Source organism: Sulfurimonas sp. (genome assembly GCF_026991475.1).
Lineage (GTDB): Bacteria > Campylobacterota > Campylobacteria > Campylobacterales > Sulfurimonadaceae > Sulfurimonas.
The window spans coordinates 1-22,491 of sequence record NZ_JALXBK010000082.1; the positions used below are offsets into that span (position 1 = coordinate 1).

Genomic DNA, 22,491 nt, shown 5'->3' on the forward strand with positions numbered 1-22,491 from the left:
ATATGGGAATTCTCGGTGATAACGAGGTAGCAGTTTCAACTACAAATAGAAACTTTGTAGGTCGTATGGGAAGTCGTTCATCTAAAGTCTATCTTGCTAATTCTGCAGTTGCTGCGATTTCTGCAATTACAGGCTACATTACAGACCCAAGATAAACTAATTTAAATATTTAAGAATTATATATTATTATTTTAGTTAAAATATTCGCTTATATTAAAATAAAACTAATTTCATTAAAGGATAGATAAATGAAAAAATTACTACTCGTTCCTGCTTTATTACTAGGTACGCTTGCATCTGCAGACAACTACAAATATGAGCTTTCCCCAATGATAGGCTATAACATTGCAGAAGGGAACCTTGGCATTAAAAATGATGGATACCTCACAGGTGGCCTAGAGTTTCAAATAAATTCTGCTAATTCCAAAATCAGTCCTGAATTTTCTCTCTACTATGCTCCTAATGTAGATTATTCAGTAAGCGGAAGTACAGATGTTCTTCGCGGTGCATTTAATGGTGTTTACACTTATGATAAAGTAAGTGCTATTACACCGTTTGCTAAAGCTGGTCTTGGAATAGAGAGCTTTACAACAAATAAATACAACAATGATGATCGCCTTTTCTTTGATGCAGGTGTTGGTGCAAAAGTTAATTTTACAGATAATTTAGCACTAAAACTAGAAGCTATTTATATGCTCAAACCTACTGCATCACATGCAGGAAATGCAGATAGTAATCTTATGACATTAGTAGGACTTACATACTCTTTTGGTGCACAAGCGCAAAAAAAAGAGCCTGTAGCAGTCGTAGAAGAACAAGTTGTAGAGACAGCTGTTGTACCAGTGGTTCTTGATAGTGATGGTGATGGTATTATTGATGCAAATGATAAATGTCCAAACACACCGGATAATACAACTGTTGATATTACAGGATGTCCTGTTGCTCAAGATGCCGATCATGATGGTGTACTTGATTCACATGATAAATGTCCAAATACTCCAGTAGGAGCACAAGTTGATGCAAATGGATGTAAAGTGAATCCAGATATGGACAATGATGGTGTTTTAAATGCTAAAGATATATGTCCAAATACACCTGCAAACACTGCAGTAGATGAAAATGGATGTCCAGCAACTGTTGCATTAGATATTCAATTTGAAAACAACTCATATAAAGTTAGAGCTGCTTCATTTGCTAACCTTGATAAATATGCAGCATTTTTGAAAAAATATCCAAATTATAGCGCTAAAATAGTAGGCTATACAGACAATAGAGGTGCAGCATCTTACAATCAGCGTCTTTCAGAAAAAAGAGCAAAAGAAGTTGTAAAAATGTTAGAAGCAAGAGGTGTAAGTAGTTCTCAACTCTCAGCAAAAGGGATGGGTGAAGCTAATCCAATTGCGAACAATGCAACTGCAGCTGGTCGCGCACAAAATCGCCGAATTGAAGCGCAACTTATTCATAACTAATGATAGAAATTCCCTGCGTAATCTTTGCAGGTGGCAAAAGTAGCAGAATGGGAGAGGACAAAGCGCTTCTTCCTTTTGCAGGTTTTGACACACTTACACACTACCAACATAACAGACTCTCAAAAATTTTTAAAAATGTTTATATCTCTTGTAAAGAGTGCTCCAAATTTGATTTTAAAGCAAATTTTATAGAAGATATAAAAGAGAGTGCAGTTTTCGCACCAACTCTTGGTTTTATCACTGCGTTTAAGCATTTAGAGAGTGATAGATTTTTTGCACTCAGTGTTGACACCCCTTTTGTTAGCAAAAAAGAGATAGAAACTTTAGTGAACGCAGACAGGAACTCATTTGATGCAACAATTGCAAAAACAGATGAAGGTATGCAGCCTCTTTGTGGTGTTTATCATAACTCCTTAAAGAGTTCTTTTGAAACTATGCTTAAAGAGAACAACCATAAGCTTGGACTACTGCTCAAAAATTCCAATACAAATTATTGTCACTTTTCTCAAACGCAGCCCTTTTTAAATCTTAACCACCCTCAGCAGTATCAAGAAGCTCTTAAAATTATAAAGAATTCTTTGCTATAATAAGGCAAAATTAATTTTATAATACAAAAGAGCATAGATGAATTTAACACACCTAGATGAGAATCAACGTCCTAAAATGGTCGATGTAAGCGATAAGAGCAATACAACAAGAGTTGCAGTAGCAAGTGGAACTATTCAAATGAGTCGAGATGCTTATGATGCAATCGTAAGTGAAAAGACAAAAAAAGGGCCTGTTTTGCAAACTGCTGTAATTGCTGCTATTATGGGAACAAAACAGACAAGCAATTTAATTCCTATGTGCCACCCTCTCAATCTTACAGGTATAAATTGTGATGTTGAAGAGATTGTAGATCTTCCTGGCTTTAAACTTACTGTGACTGCAAAACTTACAGGACAAACAGGAGTAGAAATGGAAGCACTTACTGGAGTAAGTGTGGGACTATTGACAATATATGATATGGTTAAAGCAATAGATAAAGGTATGATTATCAAAAATGTACAACTCGAATCTAAATCAGGAGGTAAAAGTGGAAACTTTAAACGATAAACTTAAAGATAAACAACTAGAACTTGAGTACCCTTGTAATTGGTGTTACAAAGTAATAGCAAGTGAAGCAGATACCCTCAAAAAAGCTGTTCATGATGTTATTGAAGAGAGAGAGCATAAGCTCACACCATCAAATAGTTCAAAAAGTGGGAAGTATGTAAGTATGAATTTGGATTTACTAGTCCATAATGAAGATGATAGGACCTTTATCTATGATGCACTAAAAAAACATCAAGATATAAAAATGGTTCTTTAAAAAGAGGAAAAAATGATGGATACAAATGAACTGGAATTAAAAGTTAAAAAAGTATATAGTCATAAATTTAAAAATATTTCACGAAGAGTTGTGAATGCTCTAAAAAGAGCAGAGATTGACTTAAATGAACTCACTGTAGATGAAATTAGAACACTCACAACAAGCCTTGTAGAGGTGGAGACACAATCTTTACAAAACGAAGTAGAAAATCTTTTAGCACAAAAAGAGAATATAGAGAGAGCATTGGAAAAAAAAGCAGATGAACTTCAAGAGGCTAAATATGAAATATTTAATGTTCTTGAAGAGGATGTAAAACCAAATAAAGATGTACTGCTTGCCCTGCACCATATAAAACTACAATCTATTGATTTATATGACATATTAAGTGAAATGGTAGAGTCTACTATTATTACTGCTTTAGAAAAAGAGCAAGAGAGTGATATTGATGAATCACTTAAAGAAGTAATAAAAGAGATTACATTTGAAGCTATAAAAGAGGGTTCTTTAAATACTATTCGCGTACGTAAAATTCTATCAACAATTTTAGCAACAGCTATTGATGTAGCAGAAGCAACACCAACAAAAGCTGATTCCATACTGCGTTTAACACTCAAAGGGATGCGCGGTGGTTTAGTGAAAGCTATTGACAGATTTAAACAAAGAGTTGCTTATATGCCAATAGAGGCGAAGCATATTCTTATAGAGGATTATGACACTATTATTGAAGATTTGAACCAAACAGATACACTTTTTTCTCAAATTATCCTTACTCAAGCAAGTGAGAGCTCTCAACTACTAAGAAAGATGCTTATAGAAATCAACAAAGATATGCATTATGACTTAGAAGAGCTTGTGCTTATTTCCAAAGAGACAGCAGATGTTATTCGCAGTAGATTTTCTAACTTTGCTAAAGGTGCTGTAAAAAGAGCAGATGTTGCTCTACAATCACCAAAAGCAAAAGAGGCAAAACGTATGGGGGCACAAGCGATGGAAGCTGCGCGAATAGTTCTTGGTTCAGCTATTAAATCTGCTAAAGATGTAATGGAAAAGAAAGAGAAATAAATTTCAACTTAAAATAAGAAATTATTATAATAATATAAATATTATTTATATTATACGCAATATAATTAGCTAAAAAAACAGAAGGAAAATATTATGATGATTCACCCAGCTACAGTTCACTTTGCAATGATTTTACCACTTGTTGCCGCAACATTTGGTGTTATATATATATTCAATAGAACCGAGACGATGGCAAAAATTTCTGCACGAACAGCTCTTCTTGCGGCAATTGCAATGATAGGCGTTTGGTACACTGGAGAAAAAATTGCCGGCCCTGAAGTTTTTGGCTTTCTTGATGCTGCCGGTAAAGCTGAACTTTTAGAGCATAGAGACCTTGGTCGTTACCTTGCTGTAGCGATGGCTATTGTTGCTCTTATACAAATCATTGGATGCAGAATGAAAAAAAGTGGCATTCAAATTTTTGGTATTTTACTTACAATTGCAGTTATGGCAGTTACTTTTCTTCAAGGAAAACATGGTGGCGAAATTGTATATGAACATGGAAATCCATTTCAAATGACACAATTAAAAAAATATATATCAAGTGATGAAGATTTTGATATGGCTGATGATGACGAAAAAGTTGAGCTTATTCAAAAACAGATTTCAGTGATAAATGAAACAACATGTAAAAAAATAGGGTGTGAAGACAAAGAACAAAAAAGTCAAAAGATTCAAGAAGATGATGACTAAGAATATGGAGGAAGCAAGCAAGACAGAGATTCAAGAAGCAATGCAAGAAGCACTTGCTCGCTTTTTAAAAGATAGAAGTTCTGCCAAAGAGTTCTCTGTTTGTATGCAAGAGAGTACCCAGTGGCTTAAAGAGAGAGAGAAGTAGTGCAAATATTCTGTACAGAAACATATCAAATGCAGCTCCATTCTCTTTTAGAAGAATTTTCCAAAGAGCAACTCAATGCAGCAAAAAGTTTTAAGCTTTATCTCGATACAGTCATTATAAATATTCCAACAAAAGTTCAAAAGTTCAAAAAGTCTACTCTTTTTAATGATGAAAATATTAAAGACCTTGAACATAAAGGTCTTCGTATTCCATTTTACTACGAAGAAGAGACACAGACATATCTTATTCTTGGCATAGTAAAAATGTAAATAAATATATGATATAAGCTATACAAATTAGAAATATACATTGTGTTAATATAACTATTTTCAATAACTATAAAACTGTTTCAATAAGTAACTAAAATAAGTTTTTTAAATAATATTATCACAAAAGTATCTCATTTTTCTGTATAATAACATCTGTCCAGAAATTTACAATTAATGTTTAAAATGGCATGATACAGATGTACGACTCTTTGTAATTCAAAGTGAAACATATCAATTAGATAAACTAACAACCTATTTTTAAAGGAGAAAATGTGGATATTAAAAAATCTCAACAAGACTTAGACACAGTATCTAGTAAAGATACGCAAAGTGCAAGTGTTGGGAGAAGAGACTTTTTCAAAAAGACTGCAGCACTTTCAGTGACTGCACTTGCTGGAACATCACTTCTATCCTCGAACGCTAAGGCAGATGACTCAGCTATTATGGAAACCCCAAAGTGGGCGAGTACATGGGGTGATCCTGTTACAAAAAATCTTTACGGTATGCCATCAAAATATGAGCATAATGTAACTAGAAGATACACAAAGCTACTTGCTTCTGGAAATTATAGAGCATCAATTGCAGTAACACCTATTCAAGATTCAAGTGGGATTATCACACCAAATGGACTTTTCTTCTCTCGTTCTCATGGTGGTGTAGCTCATATTGATCCAAATGAACACAGACTTATGATTACAGGTTTAGTGGAAAAGCCTATTGTTTTGACTATGAAACAACTTAAACGCTACCCAAGTGTAACTCGAACTCACTTTATTGAATGTCCTGCCAATGGTGGACAAGAGTGGAGAGGTCCTCAATATAACTCTTTACAATTTGCAAAAGGTTTTATGTCTTGTGCAGAGTGGACTGGTGTTTATGTGAAAACTATTCTTGAAGATCTTGGTCTTAAACCAGATGCGAACTGGATGCTTGCTGAAGGTGGCGACTCTTCTAAAATGGGAAGAACTATTCCTATTGATAAAGTTTTAGATGATGCTATGATCGTATGGGGTCAAAATGGTGAAGCACTTCGTCCAGAGCAAGGCTATCCTATTCGTCTTCTCGTTCCGGGTTGGGAAGGAAACTTATGTGTTAAATGGCTTCGTCGTTTAGACTTTGCTGCTGAGCCATGGTACTGTAAGGAGGAGACTTCTAAATATACAGTACTCAAACCTACGGGAAAAGCTATCCAACACTTCTATGCAAATGAAGTAAACTCAACTGTAACTTCTCCATCTCCAGAGATCGACTGGTCAGACTTAAAAGATGGTGATATTGTAGAAATTGAAGGTCTTGCATGGTCTGGAATGGGTACAATTACTGGTGTTGATCTTTCATTTGACGGTGGTAAAAACTATATTGCGGCAAACCTCAAAGGTCTAGTCCTTCCAAAATGTTGGACTCGCTGGAGTTATATGCATACATACAAGAAAGGTGATGAACTATTCCTCACTTCTCGTGCAAGAGATGATGCTGGATATATTCAACCAACAATTGATCAAGAGACACTAAAAGTTGGTGTGGAAGCTGTTTATCATAGAAATGCGGTTGAGACTTGGAAAGTTGAAAAAGACGGAAAAATTACTCATGTAGAAATCCGTTCTCAATTAGATCGAAAAGGCAAAGGCCCATTATTTATTGAAGGGAAGGCGTAACAATGTTTAAATTAAATAAAAAATTATTAATTTCAATCTCTGCGGCTGCTGCCTTATCATTAGGTCTCTCAGCATGTATGGATGGAGTAATGCCAAGCAGTAAGCAAAGTTCTCCTGCATTAGCTTCAATAGATGGTGGCGTAAGCTACCCTGTAAAAAACAATATGACTGGTCCTTACCATGTAAATCCTCAAGTTGCTAAAGATGCAACAAAGATTTTTAATGGTCGTGTTCCTACAAAAGCAGAATACGATGCATGGAACACTGATATAATGCCAGATGGTACAGGTCTACCAGAAGGTCATGGTACTGCTGAAGAGGGTAGTGACATTTACGATGCTAAATGTGGAATGTGTCATGGTGACTTTGGTTCAGGGGGAGGTGGATACCCAGCACTCTCTAAAGGAAATGCATATGACTTGCATAAAACTTTAACAAATCAAAGAATCAAACCTGATGAAGATGGTCCAGTGCGTGTCTTTGGTACATATTGGCCGCAGGCTAGTACACTCTTTTGGTACATTAAAGATGCTATGCCACATCCACAAACAGGAACTCTAACTGATGATCAGGTTTATGCTCTTGTCGCTTACATTCTAAATGTAAACGAAATGGAAATTGATGGACAAGAAGTTGATGATGAGTATGTACTTAATCGTGAAAAATTCTTAAAAATCAAAATGCCTAATGTTGATGGGTTTGAACCAAAAATTGATGGACCACATGGTCGTGACAATGTACGTAAATACTTCTCAAATCCAGATAACTTTGGTGCACAAAAGTATGATGTAAACAACCCTGCTTCAAGATGTATGCATGATTGTCAAGAGCCAACTGCAAAAGTGGCTTACATTCAAAATGGAGGAATACATGATTTTCATCCACCTCTTTCTGAAGTAAGGGACTTACCTGCTGTAAAACCTTCAGGAGAAGCTTTTAATGCTACTAAAGCATATAGTGCAAACTGTGCAATGTGTCACGGAGCTGATGGTATGGGTGCACCTGTAGTTGGTGACAAAGCAGCATGGGCAGCTTACACAGCTAAAGGTATGGATAAAGTATATGCAAATGGTATTAAAGGTACTGATGCAGGTATGCCTCCAAAAGGTGGTTCAGAGCTCTCAGACAGAGACTTTAAATTAGTTGTTGACTATATGGTTAACAAAAGTAAATAAACACAAAGGATAAACAATGGAAAGAAGAAAATTTTTAAGTATGACTTTAGGTGCAATAGCTTTAGCTACTGTTCCTGCAAGTGTTAGAGCAGCAGATTTTAGAAAATTAAAGCCAGCTGTATGGACTACAAAAAATGTAATGAAAAATAAGAAAGTAACTGAAGATGGTGTTATGGAGGCTATTAAAGCTCTTTATGGTTCAAATTCTTTAACTATGGAGGGAGTAAAATTAAAAGCTCCAGATGTAGCGAGTAATGGTGGTGCAATTCCTGTTGATTTTTCAACTGATAAAGATGTAAAAAGTATTGCAGTATTTCAAAATGCTAACCCAGAAGCTGCTGTAATGGTTGTTGATGTAAACAAATACAGTGTAAACAAATACTCTATTAAAATCAAAATGGCTTCATCTGGTACTATTACAATCGTAGCTCAAGGCAATGATGGTAAACTATATGCAGCTCAAAAAACTCTAGATGTTGCTCTTGGTGGATGTGAAGGTTAATCCTTTTTCAAAAACAAAATAATTAAAAAATAACTTATTAAGGAAATAAAATGGCTGGAATTAAAGCAAAAGCAAAATTAAAAAATGGTGTTGTATCTGTTAAAGCATTGATTAAAAACCCATCAATGACATACAATATGGCTGAGAAAAAAACAGGAAGTAGAGATAATGCAGACTTCATTACTCACTTCACTGCAACTCTTAATGGAGAAACTGTAGCTGACTTTTCAACTTCTCAGTTTTTATCTAAAAACCCTATCTTTAAATTTGAATTTAAAGGAATCGGTGCAAAAAAAGATAAAATTAAACTTGTTGCAATGAATAATCATGGTAAAACTTACAAAGGTAAAGCTAAAATAAAATAATTTTAGTTTCTTCCATATAGGGGCTTTTCGCTCCTATCATCTTCTCTTTCTATTCTCTTCATTTTATATATTCTTTTTTGCTATAATGTTAAAAATTTCTATAAAGAGCTCCAATGCATAACACTTCAGAGGGAAAAGTTTTAAACTTATATATTACAAAAGATGACACAACAAAAACAAAAGTTTCTCTTCAAACTGCAGAAATAGACAGCAATGGTATTGTGGGTGATAAATTTTATGCAAAAGATCCAGAGCGTTCAATTCTCATTACCTCACAAGATAGCTATACTTTAGCAAAACAAAACAGTATAAATATAGATACCGGCATACTTGGAGAAAATATTTTAATAGATATAAATCCATACTCATTAGTCGCGGGAGACAGACTACAAATTGGTACTGCTCTTTTAGAAATTACTCAAAACTGTACTTTATGTAAGGGTTTAACTACTATAAATTCAAAATTACCAAAACTACTCAAAAATGATAGAGGTATTTTTGCCAAAGTTATCAAAGATAAAGCTGTAATTCATACTGGAGACAGCGTTAAAATTTTAAAAAACTAACCTAAAAGAGTTTTTTAACAAGATAATTTAAAAATTATCATCAGAAAATTCTTTATCTATCTCTTGTTGATACTTTATATCTTCCTCTTTTTTTAACTGCTGTTTGCTTAAGACCGCTTCATGTAAAAATTGACCAAAAAATGTTTTTGATTCTGTCTTAGCAAGAAATAGATATATACCTGTTAGAAGCCCAATAAAGGTCACAGTTGCAATAAATGCCTGCATAAAATTAAAAGTTTGAATAGGCTCTTTTATTTTCATTTTACACACACCCCCTGGACAATGTGTAGGATCATCTTTCATAATTGCTTTATAAATCATACAACCCACACAAACACTAAACGCTGTCTCTAAAAACATCAAAGTTAAACAGAGTACACAAATTAACACCTTATAAAAGGTAATATCCCAGTGTATAACAAACCACCAAACCATAGGGAAAGAGATTAACCAACCAAGTGTCCAAGCAAATCGTTTTTGTAAACCACCTACATACTCTGGTGTCTGGTTACGCACTACAAACTTACCAAGAAGCATAGAAGGCGAGTATTTTGGACTAATAACTCTTGCTAAAAAATCAAACCATAAAAATGCCAAATAGACTCGTGCCACGATAATATGACCAAAACCAATACCCACAAATATTACAATCATTCCTAGCATAAAGAGTATTCCAGCAGCAGCTCTTGCCTCTCTTTCATTTATTACCGTAACATCATACCCTGGAACATGTTCACCATATTCCCACAAAAAAGTTTTAAGATTCAAAGATACTCTCCATAAGTTATAATAATAATTGTATCAAAAATAGGTAATCACTTAGCTAATATGAGTTTTATTTACATTAGCTATAGTAGCGTACTACTCCATCCATTTTAGAACCCATATTTAAAAGAAGCATATCGGCAATTACTAATGCAGCCATTGACTCACATACAACACTACCTCGAATAGCTACACAAGGATCATGTCTACCTTTAAGAGCAAAATCTACCTCTTCATTTTCAGTTGTAATTGTATGTTGCTCTTTAAATATAGAGGGGGTTGGTTTAAAATATACATTAAGTACAATCTCTTCACCATTGCTTATACCACCTAAAATACCACCAGCATGATTTGACTCAAACCCCTCTACGCGAATAGCATCATTGTTTTGAGAACCATACTCGCGCGCACTAAGCACACCATCTCCAATCTCAACAGCCTTGACTGCGTTTAAGCCCATCATAGCATCTGCTAAAACACCATCAAGCTTATAATAAAGTGGCTGTCCTAATCCAATTGGAGCGCCTTTTACAACAATACGAGCAACACCACCGACAGAATCATGTGCATTCTTCGCATTTAAAATAGCCTCTTTTTGTGCCTCTTCTTTATTCTTATCGAGTGCATAAATAATACTGCTCTTTGCACTCTCATAGTCAAAAACTTCGCTTTTAATGCCAGCAACTTCACTAATACCACTCACGACACTAATGTCCAACTTTTGAAGCATTAACTTCGCAATTGCACCTGCTGCTACACGAGCAGCAGTCTCTCTTGCGGAGCTTCTTCCACCACCGCGATAATCACGGATGCCATATTTGTGAAAATAGGTAAAATCAGCATGTCCTGGACGAAATACATCTTTAATATTTGTATAATCTTTTGATTTTTGATTTGTGTTATAAATAACCATGGCTATTGGCGTACCGGTACTTTTTCCCTCAAATACACCACTCAAAATTTCTACTTTATCAGCCTCTTTTCTTGCTGTTTCAAACTCACTCTTACCTGGTTTTCTGCGATCAAGTTCACTTTGAATATAATCTTCATCAATTTCTAAACCTGCAGGAACTCCATCAAGCAAGCAGCCCAAAGCTTTCCCATGAGACTCCCCAAATGTTGAAAATCGTAACTTCATTCCAAAACTATTCACTATTTTTCCTTCTTCAACATTAAAACAGCAATCTGCGCGGCCTCTTGCTGTGCAATCTTTTTACTTTTTCCATTTGCTCTAGCGTACTCTTTGCCCTCAATAAAAACACCAACTTCAAACTCTTTTTTATGGTCAGGTCCTCTTGAAGCAAGTACCTTGTACTCAGGAGTAATGCCAAATCGTGCCTGAGTAAGTTCTTGCAGTGTCGTTTTAAAATCACGGAACAGAGAATCAAGTGAAATCTCTTTGTAGTTTTCTTCAATCAATCCAATTGCTATCTCGTGTACTTTTTGCAATCCAGCTTCCAGATAAACTGCACCCATTATTGCCTCAAAAGCATTAGATAAGAGTGATGATTTTTCTCTGCCGCCATTATTATCTTCTGCGTTTGAGAGTAGTATATAATCTCCTAAACGCAACGCTCTAGCCAATTTATCAAACCCTGTTTCATTGACTAAAGAAGCTCGTATTTTTGAAAGATTTCCCTCATCAGAATTTTTAAACTTCTTAAAAAGGTACTCACCCACAACTAAATCAAGTACCGCATCGCCTAAAAATTCTAAGCGCTCATTATCGTAGGGCTGTTTATAACTTTTATGTGTCAGCGCTTCGATAATGAGCTTTTTATCTTCAAACTCATACCCTAAATCTTTTTCTAATGTTTCTACATTTTTATGCATAATACCCTCATTTTTTTTCTTACAGTAAATCTTTTGCCTTTTGAGCTGCCTCTTTGGCTAAAATATCACACCGTTCATTCTCAACATGACCATCATGCCCTCGCACCCAAATAGCATGAATTTTATGCCCACGAGCAACTTCTATATATTCCCGCCAAAGATCCGGATTTTTTACTTTTTTAAAATCCCTTTTAATCCAATTCACGAGCCACTCATTAATGCCCTTCACCACATACGAAGAGTCTGAAATAATATCAACTTCACAAGGCTCTTTTAAAGCCTTAAGCCCTTCAATGGCACCTTTTAGCTCCATTCTATTGTTAGTAGTGTGCAACTCAAATCCAGAGAGTTCCCTCTCTTTATCACCAAATCTAAGTATAACACCATACCCACCAGGACCAGGGTTGCCTAAAGCACTTCCATCACTGAAAAGAGTTATTTTCTTCACTAAATTCCTTAACAAAATCTTTACTTAATGTATACTCAACCATAGCACTATCAATGGCATGGCATGTAGTACAACGGTTAAATGCAAAAGGGTAACTCCCTTTACATTTCTTACACACATACTCAAAACTTAACGTCGCATTTGCACGTCCCTCTAAGCCTATCAGAACATCTAATTCAAATATAGAACTTCCATCTGAGAGATTTACATCTCCTCTTGCACTATAGAGTTCTTTTAAGTATCTACTCTTTGCAATTATATCTAAATTCAAATCTTTTGAGTCCATTCTCCAGAGTACTTCGGTAAGAAGCTCAGCATCATCAAGATTAAAATTTTCCCATGCCAAGGAGGGGTTTACACGAAAAAGGTACTCAAAAGTCATAAAGGCTAATTTTCCTGATTTTTGATAAAGATTTAGTAGTTGTTGCGCTTTTTCATCTTCACCAATAGTATTATCATTTAAAAGTGCTAATGCACTCAAGTATGCCTTATCAAGCAGTATATCTTCATTAAGCTCATCAAGAGGTTCTAAAACATCAATAGCAGCCTTATAATCCCTCATATACTCATAAACAAGTAAAAGATAGTGCAGTGCTTGAGGCGTCCTTGGATTATACTTTAGTATCTCTAAAAACATTTGATGAGAGCGCTCTAAAAAACCTGCCTTAAAATAAGTTTTTCCAAGTAAGAACATAGTTTCATAAAGATCTTCTTTTGATGTCACAGCAAGAATTTCATTATATATCTCTATACTTTTTTCATAATCACCATTTTTAGAGTAAGATGCTGCAAGTAACATCCACGATTTACGAGAGAGTTCCCCGCTTGAAATAAGAATTTTAAGTTCATTTTTTGTAGGTAACGTACGGAATTGCTGTAAAAATTTATCGAGATGGCTATTATCTTCCTTTCGTCTATATCTGCTCCACCAATATGAAAAAAATGTAATTACAAAGATAATAGTAAAAAAAATGATGATTGAAAAAAGAGGGTCTCTAAACCCAATGTAGAACATATCCATTAGTCATACACCACAATAGCATAATCATTTTTTAGATTATAAAAAGTTGCCTCGGGAGTAAGTTCCAAATCCTTAAGTTTTGCTAACTGCACAAGAGAATTTTTTGAGACTTTAATTCCATTTTCTCTAAAAAATTTGCGTATATTAACAAATTTAATATCTTCAACAAACTTGTATTCAAACTCCCTGTGCAAGGACATTTTACCACATGAGAACAGATGTTCATTAACATGTAATTGATCTGAAGCGTACTTTATGGGGAGGTGTCCCGAAAGATCAGTTAAAACCTCTTCAATATGCTCATGTTTTTGAGGAAGAGTATTTTTTTCTATAAACAAATATTTATTATTGAGTTTAAGCGTAGGGGTATTTTTCCAATATTTATATGCTGGATTAGAGATACCCAGCTTCACATATACTTCACGCCACAACCAAAATGAGTTCAGTGTGTTTGGAAGATATGACATAAAAACTCCTAAAAAACTATATTAAATAGATTATATAATCTTTTGCTAAATAGTTTTATTAAGAGTTCAAAAAATCTATTAAAGAATTGCAGTAACTGCTTTTGTCACAACAAAACCACCAAGAACTAGCCAAATAAACATTGAACCTGCTGTATAAATAGGTGCAAGTCCAAGTCCTTTAAATTTTGCGAAAATCGTTCCCATACCGAGAGCTGTCATTGCCATTGTTAAAAGGAAAGTATCTATTTGGTTAATTGTTCCAACAATTGCGTGTGGAACCAAGTCAAGTGAGTTAAATCCTGCCATACCAATAAAATAAACTGCAAACCAAGGAATAACAAGTTGCAATTTATCGCCTGCTTTACCAGACTTTTTCGCTTGCATAGAGAGATAAATTCCTAACAAAATTAGCATTGGAGCAATCATAATAACACGCGTCATTTTAACAATAACCGCAGAGTTTGCCATCTGTGTGTGGAGTGCTTCTGGAGACATTGTTACGCCACCTACAGTTATGATGTCGTGAATAGCTTTTGTTGGAATAGACGCAGGAACGGCTACAACCTGTGCAACTTCATGAATTGTACCACCAGTATAAATGCCAAACTGCTCAGGTGTCATATGTAAGAACCCTTGTGCTGGTTCAATAATAGATGCATATAAAACAGGATACAAGAACATTGAAATTGTTCCAAAAAGAACAACCATAGAGACTGCAACCGCAGTCTTATACCCTTCTGCTTTTAGTACAGGTTCTGTTGCCAAAACTGCTGCAGCACCACATACCGCACCACCAGCAGCTGTAAGCATAGAAGTTTCTCTATCCATTTTAAATGCTTTTATCCCAAGATATGTTCCGAGTAAAAAAGTTGTTGAGAGCATAATAAGTGAAACTGTAAATCCACTCAAACCTACATCCATAATTTGTTGAAAAGTTATACGAAAACCATAGAAAACAATTGCAAAACGCAATATTTTCTTTCCTGAAAATGTTATACCTGTCCCCCATGCACTTGGAATATGATTATGCAGAGTATTTGCATAAAATATACCAAGAACAATACCAATTACAAGTGGAGAAATCCCGAGTGATTTGAAAAATGCGATTTGCGCAATAGCAGTTGCTGCTGCTGCAAAAATTGCAACAAAAATGATACCAGAAATAGTACCTTGCCTATTTTCTTTTGAAAATGCCATAGATTACCTTTTATTGAAATAAGAAAGAATTATAGCAAATTTTTATGATACTTTTACTGAACAGCTAAATTTAATTCCAGATTTACAAAGCCTCTTTCACTCTGAACTTCCCTTATTGCCTTACTTAAATGAATTCTGTCAAGTGGTATATTTTTCTCTTTATCCAAATACCTTACTAAGTTTTTCACCCTTGAATTAGCTAAATTCTTAAGCGCGGATTTGTCAACTTTCATCATTGATACACATGCTGCAATAAGTTTTTTTCTATACTCTTTACCTGCTTTGGCTCGTAGTGTTTCTAACTCTTTTTTCTTTGAGTTATCTAAGTAAATTTCTTCAAGCATATCAAGAGTCATTGCACTTTGATGCTCATCTCTGTTTTTAAGCCCACTTTTTTGCAAAACCAAAGCTATAAGTTTCTCTTTTTGAAGTGCAACTTTATCACTCTGTTTATCATATACACCCTTGACTTTGAGTAGTAACTTAGGTCTTTTTAGCATTATTTTTGCAAGTCTATCCATCTTTTCTCTTTGCATTGGAGAAATATCACTATGACCAACTTCAAACGCAACATACTCCAAATCATCACTATTTATACCAAGCATAGCACCCAAAAATTTGAATGGTGCGGTCACCGCACGTGTGATTAAATTTGTAAAAGTGTTCCAGACCAACTTGCCATATTTAAAATCTGGTTTATCTACATCCCCATCAATTGGCATATCAATATCTATAACACCTTTATCATCTTCTAAGAGCCCAATAACAAAACCCAAGGGAAGATGTGTAGCATTTTCATCTTTTACTTCATTACCTAGCTCAATTTTCTTAATTACAATGCTATTGCTTGCTTTTAGTTTTGCATCTCTAATGTCATATCCAAGATCTAAAAAGAGTTTTCCAGAGTCTATCTCATAACCCGCGAACTCTGCGCTATATCCACTCATAGTAGTCAAATCCAGATTTTTAAAATTCATATTTATATCAGTAAATTTTTTAGGGTTCAAGCCATCAATGCTCCCTTGTATACGAGTAGAACCATATTTATCAATATCTCCATGAAGATTTATTAACGTATGTTCACCTTTCATGTTTGTAAGTGAATAAATCACTCCATTTAAATTATGAATATTAGTTTTAAATTTTATTGGTATTGAGTAATCTTGAAACTTTGCACTTCCCAAAGCAACGGCAATTTTATCTATTTTAACAGGAAAATTACTCTTAGCCCCTTTTGTCTTTTTCACTACTTTTCTCTTTTTCTTAGTAGTTTTTTTCATAAGCTTTGAAAAGTTCAATACTCTATTTTTATCTATCTGTGCATCTAAGTAAAAAGAGTTTATACCAATTTCATCTATATGGAATCTATTTGGAAATAGTTCTAAAGTATAAGATTTCACACCAAGAGAGTTTAAAGAAAAAAGCAAACTATTTTCTCTTCTATTATTAATAAACAAAGAGTCCAATTTTAAAGAGCCCTCTAAGTCTAAATCTGGAGCGTTCTTGTTTTTTTCATATTTTGTTGTTCCTTTTGCCGAAAAAAGTCCATCTTCAATACTTAAGTAGCTACTCTCTTGTAAATAAGGAGTAAGCGCTTTAAGTGAAATTTTCTTAATATCAAAACTGCCTATCTGCTTTAAAGGAGAAGCTCTCAATTTTCCTTTTGTGCTAACTAAGCCTTTTTTATCTATTTTAAAACTTGTATCATACTTGAGCCACGAACCTTTTTTAGAATTTATGTCATAAAGAGTAATATTTATATCATTAAGAGTGTTTGTTGCTGTTTTAGCAAGCATTCTATCTTTAAAAGTAACATTAGAAGAGGTGAGTGAGATTTTTTTCACCAATAATGCCAAGGTACTATTTTTATCCCTTGGTGTAGTTGCAGCTTTTTTCTTACTTTTAGGCAGCGTCACTTTTAAGTACTCTGTCCAATCAATTTTATTAGTTTTAGTGCGAGAGAGTGCAACATTGAGCTTATTCAGTGCAATTTGTGCAATGCTTACTCTATTTTGCAATGGCACTGCGTTTATATCTGTAACAGTAAAAGATTTAAGAGTAAATATATTTTGTGGAGCATTTTTTGGCTTTATTCTCAAATTATTCATGCGTATACTTGCGTTTTTAATCTCTGTTGCGTTTATATCACTACTATTAAAACTATATTGTGCATGTAAATATATTTTTCCATCTGCGACTTCAACATTTAACATATTTTTTACATATTTCCACTCGGTATAGAGTTTATTTGCTTTAAAATCCAAACTTCCTGAAGTAGCAAAAGGTCTGTAATGTTTTATCTTAGATTTAAAGTCAACAAAGCCATTATCGTTCATAGTTGCATAAAAGCGAATAGTACCTTTTGGATTTTTATTTTGTTCTGTATCAATATTCTTAATCTTTAAACCAATATTTTTCATACCAAATCTAAATACTTGAGGGAGTGTGTAATCACTAAACGCAGCCCTACCCTCTACAATGCTTATAGTATCAATTATCACTCTAGGCATCTTAAAAGAGCTACTACTGCTCTTTTTATCTACCACTTTTTTATCTTTTTTGAGAATATTGAGCACATTCCATGTTTTGTCTTGATTTCTTACTAAATTTATTTTAGGATTTTTTATCTCAAAAAGATAAATATGCACTGCACCCATAAAGAGAGAAGAGGGATTTACATTTAAGGTCATAGATTCAAAAGAAAAAATTGCTTTTTTATTCAAATCATCTATTTTTACATTATGAAGTTCTAAGTTAAATACAAATGGATTAAAATATACTTTTGCAATACTAACTTTTGTATTTGTATTCTCTTGTAAGATTTTAACAAGTTGGGGCTTGAGGACTAAGGGGAGGACAATAAATCCTATTATTGCATAAACAATAATAAAATATAAAAAAAACTTTTTAATTTTACCTAACAAAATAAACTCCACAAATAATATATTTGTAAAGTTTATCTTATAAATTGTTAAAAAAGAGTTATCTCGCTTTGTTTAAGATATCTTCTTTTGGAAATGCAAAAGTTGTTTCTCTATAAATAGAGATTATTTTATCAGGTTTTCCATTTTTATCCAATGCATACGCATGAATTTTAATAGGGATTAGAGTATCTTTTCTTTTATTATCAACAAGCACATCACTTGTTACAAGTGTTACAATTTTTTTCTTCTTAACACTTGGAACAACTCTAAAAGGTTCTGAAGGTTTCATAATCTTAATAGTACCATGAATATTTTTTGGCACTTCAACCGAAAAATAAAATTTCATTGGTTTTTCCTCAGTATTTTGCAATAAGAAAATATATGAATTTTCAACTTTAAATTTATGATTAGGCATAGATTTTAGGTCATAAAGTCTAGTTCCCTTATTGATATTTAAAAGCATATGCTCTTTTGTTGAACTCATATACGCTAATGCAACCATTAAGATTACTAAAATACCCATGTAGCCTAAAATTTTAGGACGGAAATATTTAGTTTTACCTTTTCTCTCTACAATCTCATAATCGCTTGACCATGTAACAAGAGATGGCTTACCAAGTTTTCCCATTACTGTCGTACAAGCATCCACACACTCAAGACAGTTAATACACTCAAGCTGTAACCCTTGACGAATATCAATGTGTGTAGGACAAACTGTTACACATTTTTCACATGTTGTACACTCTGCACTAGGATCCATCGCCTGCAAATCTTTTTGTTTTGTAACGAGTTTTTTATGTACACCATGATCATCTTCATAAATTTTACCACCTCTATGCTCATCATAAAGTGCCATAACTGTATGTTCATCATATAAAACAGACTGAACACGAGAATAAGGACAGACGTAAATACAAAAGTTTTCTTTTAAAATAATAATGTCATAAACCAAAAATGCAGCAATACCTAAAACAAAACCAAGCATAGTACCATGTTCAGCAGGGTGTTGCAGATATTGAAAAAATGTCTCTGGTGGAATAAAATACCACATAAAGTCAGCACCAGCTAAAAGTGCTAGAGCAGTCCATAAAAGAATGGCAATAGCTTTTTTTACCTTATTTTCAGTAAGAGACATATCAGGATCTTTTTGTTTATTTCCAATACGTTTGCGCAAATGTAATAATTTTGTTTCAATCAAATCACGATAAATTACACGAAAAGTTGTCTGAGGGCAAACCCATCCACAAAATACACGACCACCCATAACTGTCATACCAAAGATGGTAATAAACATTAACATCAGTAAAAATGGCATAAGATAAAGCTGTTGCATATCAAACTCAACAAAAGCAAGATCAAGCTTCATTTTATCAAAACTCAATAAAAAAAACTGATGTCCATTAATATGTATCCACGGTAATATAAGAGCAACTGCTGTTGCTATAGCGTATGCATAATAACGCTTAATTCTCCAAGGTTTAGGAATCTCCATTCCTTTCTTGTCTTTACTCATTTTTTTCTCCTCTTTTTATTGTGGGCAGACAATAGTACTTATGACTTTCTCTTCCGCATTATCTCTGTTTTCTGGTACTAGTGAACCAGAAGCAACCTGCTTTAGCTCACGAGATTCGATGTAGTCTTTAAGTGAACTTCTACTTACATCTAAAAGGCGAGCCATTTCACTAACGCTTTTTCCTTCTCTTATATAAGCAAGCAATTCACTAATGTATACATCAAATTTAGAACTTGACTTACTTCCTTTTGGACGACCAATTACACGCTTAGCATTCTCTTGCAGCTTTTGACGTAGTTGATCCATCAAGCCGAGTATCAACATCGCACTACTTTGTTGGGACATAATAACAGAATGTTTTATAAAATGGACTTTATATTCATTTTTTAGTAAACAGCTTGCCATCTGTACCAAATCTTCCATATTGGTGCTCAAAACCCATACATCATAAACCAAAAGTGTTACTTTAGAATGTGATTGAAAATACTCTGTCACATCCCGTCTCTCATCTAAGCGTTTATTTTGTGATGTATGGTCTAAAAACTCTTCATCAATAGTAAGACCATTTGCAATTGCGTAAGAATCCACATGCTGTAATTGTTCATGTGCAGCAAGAAAGTTTTTATCTGGGCGGATATATGCTATAACCATGGCGACAAAACCTCTCTATTTCTTAAATTTCATCGTCATTATAGCGACTTATGACGAATAAAGTCAATTAATCTAAGCTTTAATTCGTCATAGATTAGGAATTGTTACCAACCTATGCCTAAACCTACTACATACCTTCTATCTTCAAGCTGTCCCAACTCAGAGCCGAGTTGCTCTTGATATGTTGCAAATTGGAGTTTTAAAATGGCTAATTGCATATCAAATCCTGCTGTATATGCACCCTTATAAAGTCCTGCGTTTAGTGTTGCCATAAACCATGAGTTGTCAAGCAGTCCTAAACTGGCACCTGCACGAAGATGATTCATTACATCATAGCCGATATCGGCATTGTCATACTGATCTTGAGATCTATATGGATTATAATTACGGACCCGTGCCTGTTGCGAATTAAATATATCTACATAATCAACATCAAATTTTAAAGAGTTTGACCAAGAGATTTCAGGAGAAATTGAAGCTCCAATATTTACACTAAGAGGTTGTGAACCATAGGCATCAAAGGTCATATTTCCTATATTCATCACACTTAAACCAAGAGCTGGGTTCCATGTTTTATTTGAAAATTCATACAATGCACCAACATCGACTCCAAAACCAGAGTTATCCACTTCGTATGTATCTTGCAAATATTGTACAATATCATCTTTATGCTGCGTCACCTCTCCAGTATCTAAACCAGCTTCATATGATTTTTGTTTTATATATTTTACAGTTACACCTATTGTCACAGCGCCATTGAGTGTTCCTCCTAAAAAATCGCTATTTATTCCATTGTATTTCTTTGCACTTGCTAAGAATAGCCCTCCATAAAGTCTACTATGTGTCTCTAGTATTCCATTTGCTCCTCCATTATTATGAGGAATAAAGTTTACATCAGAAGCTGCTAAAATACCAAAAGAGTAGGCTATATCATTCTGAGCGTGAAAAGAGAACGACGTGTAGTTAGATACATTAACATTAAATGCTTCTCCTGAATACTTGTTCGTCACAGCAAGTATCTCATCAGTCGTATCTGCATTATTCAAATCATCTGTAAAATTTTTAATATCTTTAGATCCAGAAACACTCAGTCCAAGTATCTCCGCTTCAATACCATGACTCTTTTTAATTTTTATGATTCCAGCAGGATTGCTAAAGATAGATGAGGAGTAACCGCCAATTGCAGTATTTGCTCCCCCCATACTCATAATACGTGGATCTTTATATAAAAACTCTTGTGTTGACATATCTGCATAGAGCAGACTACTAAGTGCAATAAGTGATAATGGTAATATTTTTTTCATATTCTCTATTCCCTGCCTATTTTTGTAAATAATCTATAATATTTTGAATTGTAACATTGCCATCACGACTATTTGTTATTTCTTCTTTAAAATCTGCAATACTACTAGCAACGTCATCATTGCCAGCAACGGCACTAATAGTATCAGCACCATTATTTATAGTATCTACAAGTAGTTGGGCAATTCCCATAGTAGTGTTTTTATCTATTAAAACAGGACAGGCATAGCAATTAGCTGCCGCAGAATCACTCATATTAATGGAACCGTCTGAGTTTTCTATATCTGTACAAGCTGTTTTACTACCATTTTCATCACAATATCCATCTGTAATTATTGTTGTATTGTTTGCATCTTGTTGTGAATTTTTTGCCAATCTATAAAAAACTTTAGTAGCTCCATTTTCATTATAAGTAATATTTAAAGCGGTAAATGGATTGCCACTAATATTTATATCGGTTGCGGTTATATTACTATCACTGTAGCCTGATGTTGTTGCCCATACCAACGCCTCTAAACTCGCACGCATATCATCAGGAGTATCACCTGATTTAGAATCTATAGAATTAACAAGCGTATCTACATTTCCCGTCAAGTAAGTAATTGTATTTGCAGCTTTAATAGTCTCATTAAAACCTATATAAAGGCATGCATTTGTTAATCTCGAGTCATCTTTTGCATCAAGATTTGCCATAGAACACAACTTAATAGCTGAGGCATTACCACCAGCTTGTATTGCATTTAAAAAGTAGCCATTAGCCTTAGATAAAAGAGGCAGAGAGTTCCCTCTCTTTTTTGCTTCAACACTTGTTAAGAAAGAGGTAAATGCATCTCTATTATCTGCAGAATTAATAAGCATATCAGCAATATCACTCACACTATAGCCTGATTTTCCCATGTATGCAGCAGCAAGGTTCATATCTAAATCACTTTGTGTATATGCTGTAGCACATTTTCCCTGCAAATCAGAAATAGCACTGTCATATCTGCCCTCATCAATAGCTTTTTGTATATCTATTCTACAAGTTGTATTGTCATTTCCACAACCAGAGAACATCACGGCAACCGCCACCAATGATGCTGAAAGAATTTTTTTATACATAATTTTTCCCTTTTTTT

The 22,491-nt window shown here is 34.2% G+C and carries 26 protein-coding genes; 14 read left to right on the plus strand and 12 right to left on the minus strand.

Annotation, left to right across the window (positions count from 1 at the left end):
* The 14 genes from MV589_RS06860 to MV589_RS06925 form a co-directional block, all read left to right on the plus strand.
* A partial coding sequence (locus MV589_RS06860; RefSeq protein WP_297433375.1) for an aconitase family protein occupies window positions 1–155 on the plus strand: 155 nt, incomplete at its 5' end.
* 93 nt (window positions 156–248) lie between these two features.
* The gene (locus MV589_RS06865; protein WP_297433281.1) at window positions 249–1,469 is read left to right on the plus strand and encodes an OmpA family protein; all 1,221 of its coding nucleotides are present in this window, start codon (window positions 249–251) and stop codon (window positions 1,467–1,469) included.
* Window positions 1,469–2,056: a molybdenum cofactor guanylyltransferase MobA gene (gene mobA, locus MV589_RS06870; RefSeq protein WP_297433283.1), complete on the plus strand. Its 588-nt coding sequence runs from the start codon at window positions 1,469–1,471 to the stop codon at window positions 2,054–2,056. Before MV589_RS06865 ends, mobA begins: the two co-directional genes overlap by 1 nt.
* A gap of 37 nt (window positions 2,057–2,093) precedes the next feature.
* Window positions 2,094–2,564, plus strand: a complete 471-nt coding sequence (gene moaC, locus MV589_RS06875) for a cyclic pyranopterin monophosphate synthase MoaC (RefSeq protein WP_297433285.1) — start codon at window positions 2,094–2,096, stop codon at window positions 2,562–2,564.
* Window positions 2,545–2,820, plus strand: coding sequence for an HP0495 family protein (locus MV589_RS06880; protein WP_297433287.1), 276 nt, complete (start codon window positions 2,545–2,547; stop codon window positions 2,818–2,820). Before moaC ends, MV589_RS06880 begins: the two co-directional genes overlap by 20 nt.
* 12 nt (window positions 2,821–2,832) lie before the next feature.
* Window positions 2,833–3,882, plus strand: coding sequence for a DUF6781 family protein (locus tag MV589_RS06885; protein ID WP_297433289.1), 1,050 nt, complete (start codon window positions 2,833–2,835; stop codon window positions 3,880–3,882).
* 93 nt (window positions 3,883–3,975) lie between these two features.
* Entirely contained in the window at window positions 3,976–4,575 is a 600-nt protein-coding gene (locus MV589_RS06890; protein ID WP_297433291.1) for a DUF2231 domain-containing protein, read from the plus strand.
* Window positions 4,565–4,720 carry a hypothetical protein gene (locus MV589_RS06895; protein ID WP_297433293.1) on the plus strand — a complete coding sequence of 52 codons (156 nt, stop codon included), beginning with the start codon at window positions 4,565–4,567 and terminating at the stop codon, window positions 4,718–4,720. The genes MV589_RS06890 and MV589_RS06895 overlap by 11 nt, the downstream gene beginning before the upstream one ends.
* On the plus strand, window positions 4,720–4,989 hold the full coding sequence (locus MV589_RS06900) for a hypothetical protein (protein WP_297433295.1): 270 nt from the start codon (window positions 4,720–4,722) through the stop codon (window positions 4,987–4,989). Before MV589_RS06895 ends, MV589_RS06900 begins: the two co-directional genes overlap by 1 nt.
* Window positions 4,990–5,261: 272 nt before the next feature.
* Window positions 5,262–6,644, plus strand: coding sequence for a sulfite dehydrogenase (gene soxC / locus MV589_RS06905; RefSeq protein ID WP_297433297.1), 1,383 nt, complete (start codon window positions 5,262–5,264; stop codon window positions 6,642–6,644).
* A gap of 2 nt (window positions 6,645–6,646) precedes the next feature.
* The gene (locus tag MV589_RS06910; protein ID WP_297433299.1) at window positions 6,647–7,819 is read left to right on the plus strand and encodes a c-type cytochrome; all 1,173 of its coding nucleotides are present in this window, start codon (window positions 6,647–6,649) and stop codon (window positions 7,817–7,819) included.
* A 16-nt stretch (window positions 7,820–7,835) separates the two neighbouring features.
* Window positions 7,836–8,321 (plus strand): thiosulfate oxidation carrier protein SoxY, encoded by a 486-nt coding sequence (locus MV589_RS06915; protein WP_297433301.1) that lies wholly within the window; start codon window positions 7,836–7,838, stop codon window positions 8,319–8,321.
* A 50-nt stretch (window positions 8,322–8,371) separates the two neighbouring features.
* Window positions 8,372–8,686, plus strand: a complete 315-nt coding sequence (gene soxZ / locus MV589_RS06920; RefSeq protein ID WP_297433303.1) for a thiosulfate oxidation carrier complex protein SoxZ — start codon at window positions 8,372–8,374, stop codon at window positions 8,684–8,686.
* 113 nt (window positions 8,687–8,799) lie between these two features.
* Complete coding sequence (locus tag MV589_RS06925; protein WP_297433305.1) at window positions 8,800–9,252, plus strand: MOSC domain-containing protein; 453 nt, start codon at window positions 8,800–8,802, stop codon at window positions 9,250–9,252.
* A 27-nt stretch (window positions 9,253–9,279) separates the two neighbouring features.
* Here the strand turns inward: MV589_RS06925 and MV589_RS06930 are convergent, their stop codons facing one another.
* The 12 genes from MV589_RS06930 to MV589_RS06985 all read right to left on the minus strand — a co-directional run bounded on the left by MV589_RS06930 (window position 9,280) and on the right by MV589_RS06985 (window position 22,474).
* On the minus strand, window positions 9,280–10,020 hold the full coding sequence (locus MV589_RS06930) for a DUF4395 domain-containing protein (protein WP_297433307.1): 741 nt from the start codon (window positions 10,018–10,020) through the stop codon (window positions 9,280–9,282).
* Window positions 10,021–10,096: 76 nt separating this feature from the next.
* Window positions 10,097–11,170, minus strand: coding sequence for a chorismate synthase (gene aroC, locus MV589_RS06935; RefSeq protein ID WP_297433309.1), 1,074 nt, complete (start codon window positions 11,168–11,170; stop codon window positions 10,097–10,099).
* On the minus strand, window positions 11,170–11,850 hold the full coding sequence (gene rnc / locus MV589_RS06940; RefSeq protein ID WP_297433311.1) for a ribonuclease III: 681 nt from the start codon (window positions 11,848–11,850) through the stop codon (window positions 11,170–11,172). Before rnc ends, aroC begins: the two co-directional genes overlap by 1 nt.
* 19 nt (window positions 11,851–11,869) lie before the next feature.
* Complete coding sequence (gene rnhA / locus MV589_RS06945; protein WP_297433313.1) at window positions 11,870–12,298, minus strand: ribonuclease HI; 429 nt, start codon at window positions 12,296–12,298, stop codon at window positions 11,870–11,872.
* On the minus strand, window positions 12,273–13,319 hold the full coding sequence (locus MV589_RS06950) for a tetratricopeptide repeat protein (RefSeq protein WP_297433315.1): 1,047 nt from the start codon (window positions 13,317–13,319) through the stop codon (window positions 12,273–12,275). The genes rnhA and MV589_RS06950 overlap by 26 nt, the downstream gene beginning before the upstream one ends.
* Window positions 13,319–13,786, minus strand: a complete 468-nt coding sequence (locus MV589_RS06955; protein ID WP_297433317.1) for a hypothetical protein — start codon at window positions 13,784–13,786, stop codon at window positions 13,319–13,321. The genes MV589_RS06950 and MV589_RS06955 overlap by 1 nt, the downstream gene beginning before the upstream one ends.
* Before the next feature lie 78 nt (window positions 13,787–13,864).
* The gene (locus tag MV589_RS06960) at window positions 13,865–14,983 is read right to left on the minus strand and encodes a YeiH family protein (protein ID WP_297433319.1); all 1,119 of its coding nucleotides are present in this window, start codon (window positions 14,981–14,983) and stop codon (window positions 13,865–13,867) included.
* A 53-nt stretch (window positions 14,984–15,036) separates the two neighbouring features.
* A complete protein-coding gene (locus MV589_RS06965; protein WP_297433321.1) occupies window positions 15,037–17,907 on the minus strand; it encodes a DUF748 domain-containing protein in 2,871 nt (956 codons plus the stop codon).
* A 58-nt stretch (window positions 17,908–17,965) separates the two neighbouring features.
* A complete protein-coding gene (gene ccoG, locus MV589_RS06970; RefSeq protein ID WP_297433323.1) occupies window positions 17,966–19,420 on the minus strand; it encodes a cytochrome c oxidase accessory protein CcoG in 1,455 nt (484 codons plus the stop codon).
* A gap of 15 nt (window positions 19,421–19,435) precedes the next feature.
* Complete coding sequence (locus MV589_RS06975) at window positions 19,436–20,071, minus strand: recombinase family protein (protein WP_297433325.1); 636 nt, start codon at window positions 20,069–20,071, stop codon at window positions 19,436–19,438.
* A gap of 104 nt (window positions 20,072–20,175) precedes the next feature.
* Window positions 20,176–21,375: a conjugal transfer protein TraF gene (gene traF, locus MV589_RS06980; RefSeq protein ID WP_297433327.1), complete on the minus strand. Its 1,200-nt coding sequence runs from the start codon at window positions 21,373–21,375 to the stop codon at window positions 20,176–20,178.
* 16 nt (window positions 21,376–21,391) lie between these two features.
* On the minus strand, window positions 21,392–22,474 hold the full coding sequence (locus MV589_RS06985) for a hypothetical protein (protein ID WP_297433329.1): 1,083 nt from the start codon (window positions 22,472–22,474) through the stop codon (window positions 21,392–21,394).
* Between the last annotated feature and the right edge of the window lie 17 nt (window positions 22,475–22,491).

What these genes read in the sequence shown, in the direction of transcription:
- rnc (WP_297433311.1), bottom strand. Translation starts at nt 11,850, where the DNA reads ATGCATAAAAATGTAGAAACATTAGAAAAAGATTTAGGGTATGAGTTT.
- MV589_RS06925 (WP_297433305.1), top strand. Translation starts at nt 8,800, where the DNA reads ATGCATAACACTTCAGAGGGAAAAGTTTTAAACTTATATATTACAAAA.
- traF (WP_297433327.1), bottom strand. Translation starts at nt 21,375, where the DNA reads ATGAAAAAAATATTACCATTATCACTTATTGCACTTAGTAGTCTGCTC.
- mobA (WP_297433283.1), top strand. Translation starts at nt 1,469, where the DNA reads ATGATAGAAATTCCCTGCGTAATCTTTGCAGGTGGCAAAAGTAGCAGA.
- MV589_RS06885 (WP_297433289.1), top strand. Translation starts at nt 2,833, where the DNA reads ATGATGGATACAAATGAACTGGAATTAAAAGTTAAAAAAGTATATAGT.
- MV589_RS06910 (WP_297433299.1), top strand. Translation starts at nt 6,647, where the DNA reads ATGTTTAAATTAAATAAAAAATTATTAATTTCAATCTCTGCGGCTGCT.
- MV589_RS06955 (WP_297433317.1), bottom strand. Translation starts at nt 13,786, where the DNA reads ATGTCATATCTTCCAAACACACTGAACTCATTTTGGTTGTGGCGTGAA.
- MV589_RS06895 (WP_297433293.1), top strand. Translation starts at nt 4,565, where the DNA reads ATGATGACTAAGAATATGGAGGAAGCAAGCAAGACAGAGATTCAAGAA.
- soxZ (WP_297433303.1), top strand. Translation starts at nt 8,372, where the DNA reads ATGGCTGGAATTAAAGCAAAAGCAAAATTAAAAAATGGTGTTGTATCT.
- MV589_RS06915 (WP_297433301.1), top strand. Translation starts at nt 7,836, where the DNA reads ATGGAAAGAAGAAAATTTTTAAGTATGACTTTAGGTGCAATAGCTTTA.
- moaC (WP_297433285.1), top strand. Translation starts at nt 2,094, where the DNA reads ATGAATTTAACACACCTAGATGAGAATCAACGTCCTAAAATGGTCGAT.
- MV589_RS06865 (WP_297433281.1), top strand. Translation starts at nt 249, where the DNA reads ATGAAAAAATTACTACTCGTTCCTGCTTTATTACTAGGTACGCTTGCA.
- MV589_RS06975 (WP_297433325.1), bottom strand. Translation starts at nt 20,071, where the DNA reads ATGGTTATAGCATATATCCGCCCAGATAAAAACTTTCTTGCTGCACAT.
- MV589_RS06950 (WP_297433315.1), bottom strand. Translation starts at nt 13,319, where the DNA reads ATGGATATGTTCTACATTGGGTTTAGAGACCCTCTTTTTTCAATCATC.
- MV589_RS06890 (WP_297433291.1), top strand. Translation starts at nt 3,976, where the DNA reads ATGATGATTCACCCAGCTACAGTTCACTTTGCAATGATTTTACCACTT.
- ccoG (WP_297433323.1), bottom strand. Translation starts at nt 19,420, where the DNA reads ATGAGTAAAGACAAGAAAGGAATGGAGATTCCTAAACCTTGGAGAATT.
- MV589_RS06985 (WP_297433329.1), bottom strand. Translation starts at nt 22,474, where the DNA reads ATGTATAAAAAAATTCTTTCAGCATCATTGGTGGCGGTTGCCGTGATG.
- MV589_RS06960 (WP_297433319.1), bottom strand. Translation starts at nt 14,983, where the DNA reads ATGGCATTTTCAAAAGAAAATAGGCAAGGTACTATTTCTGGTATCATT.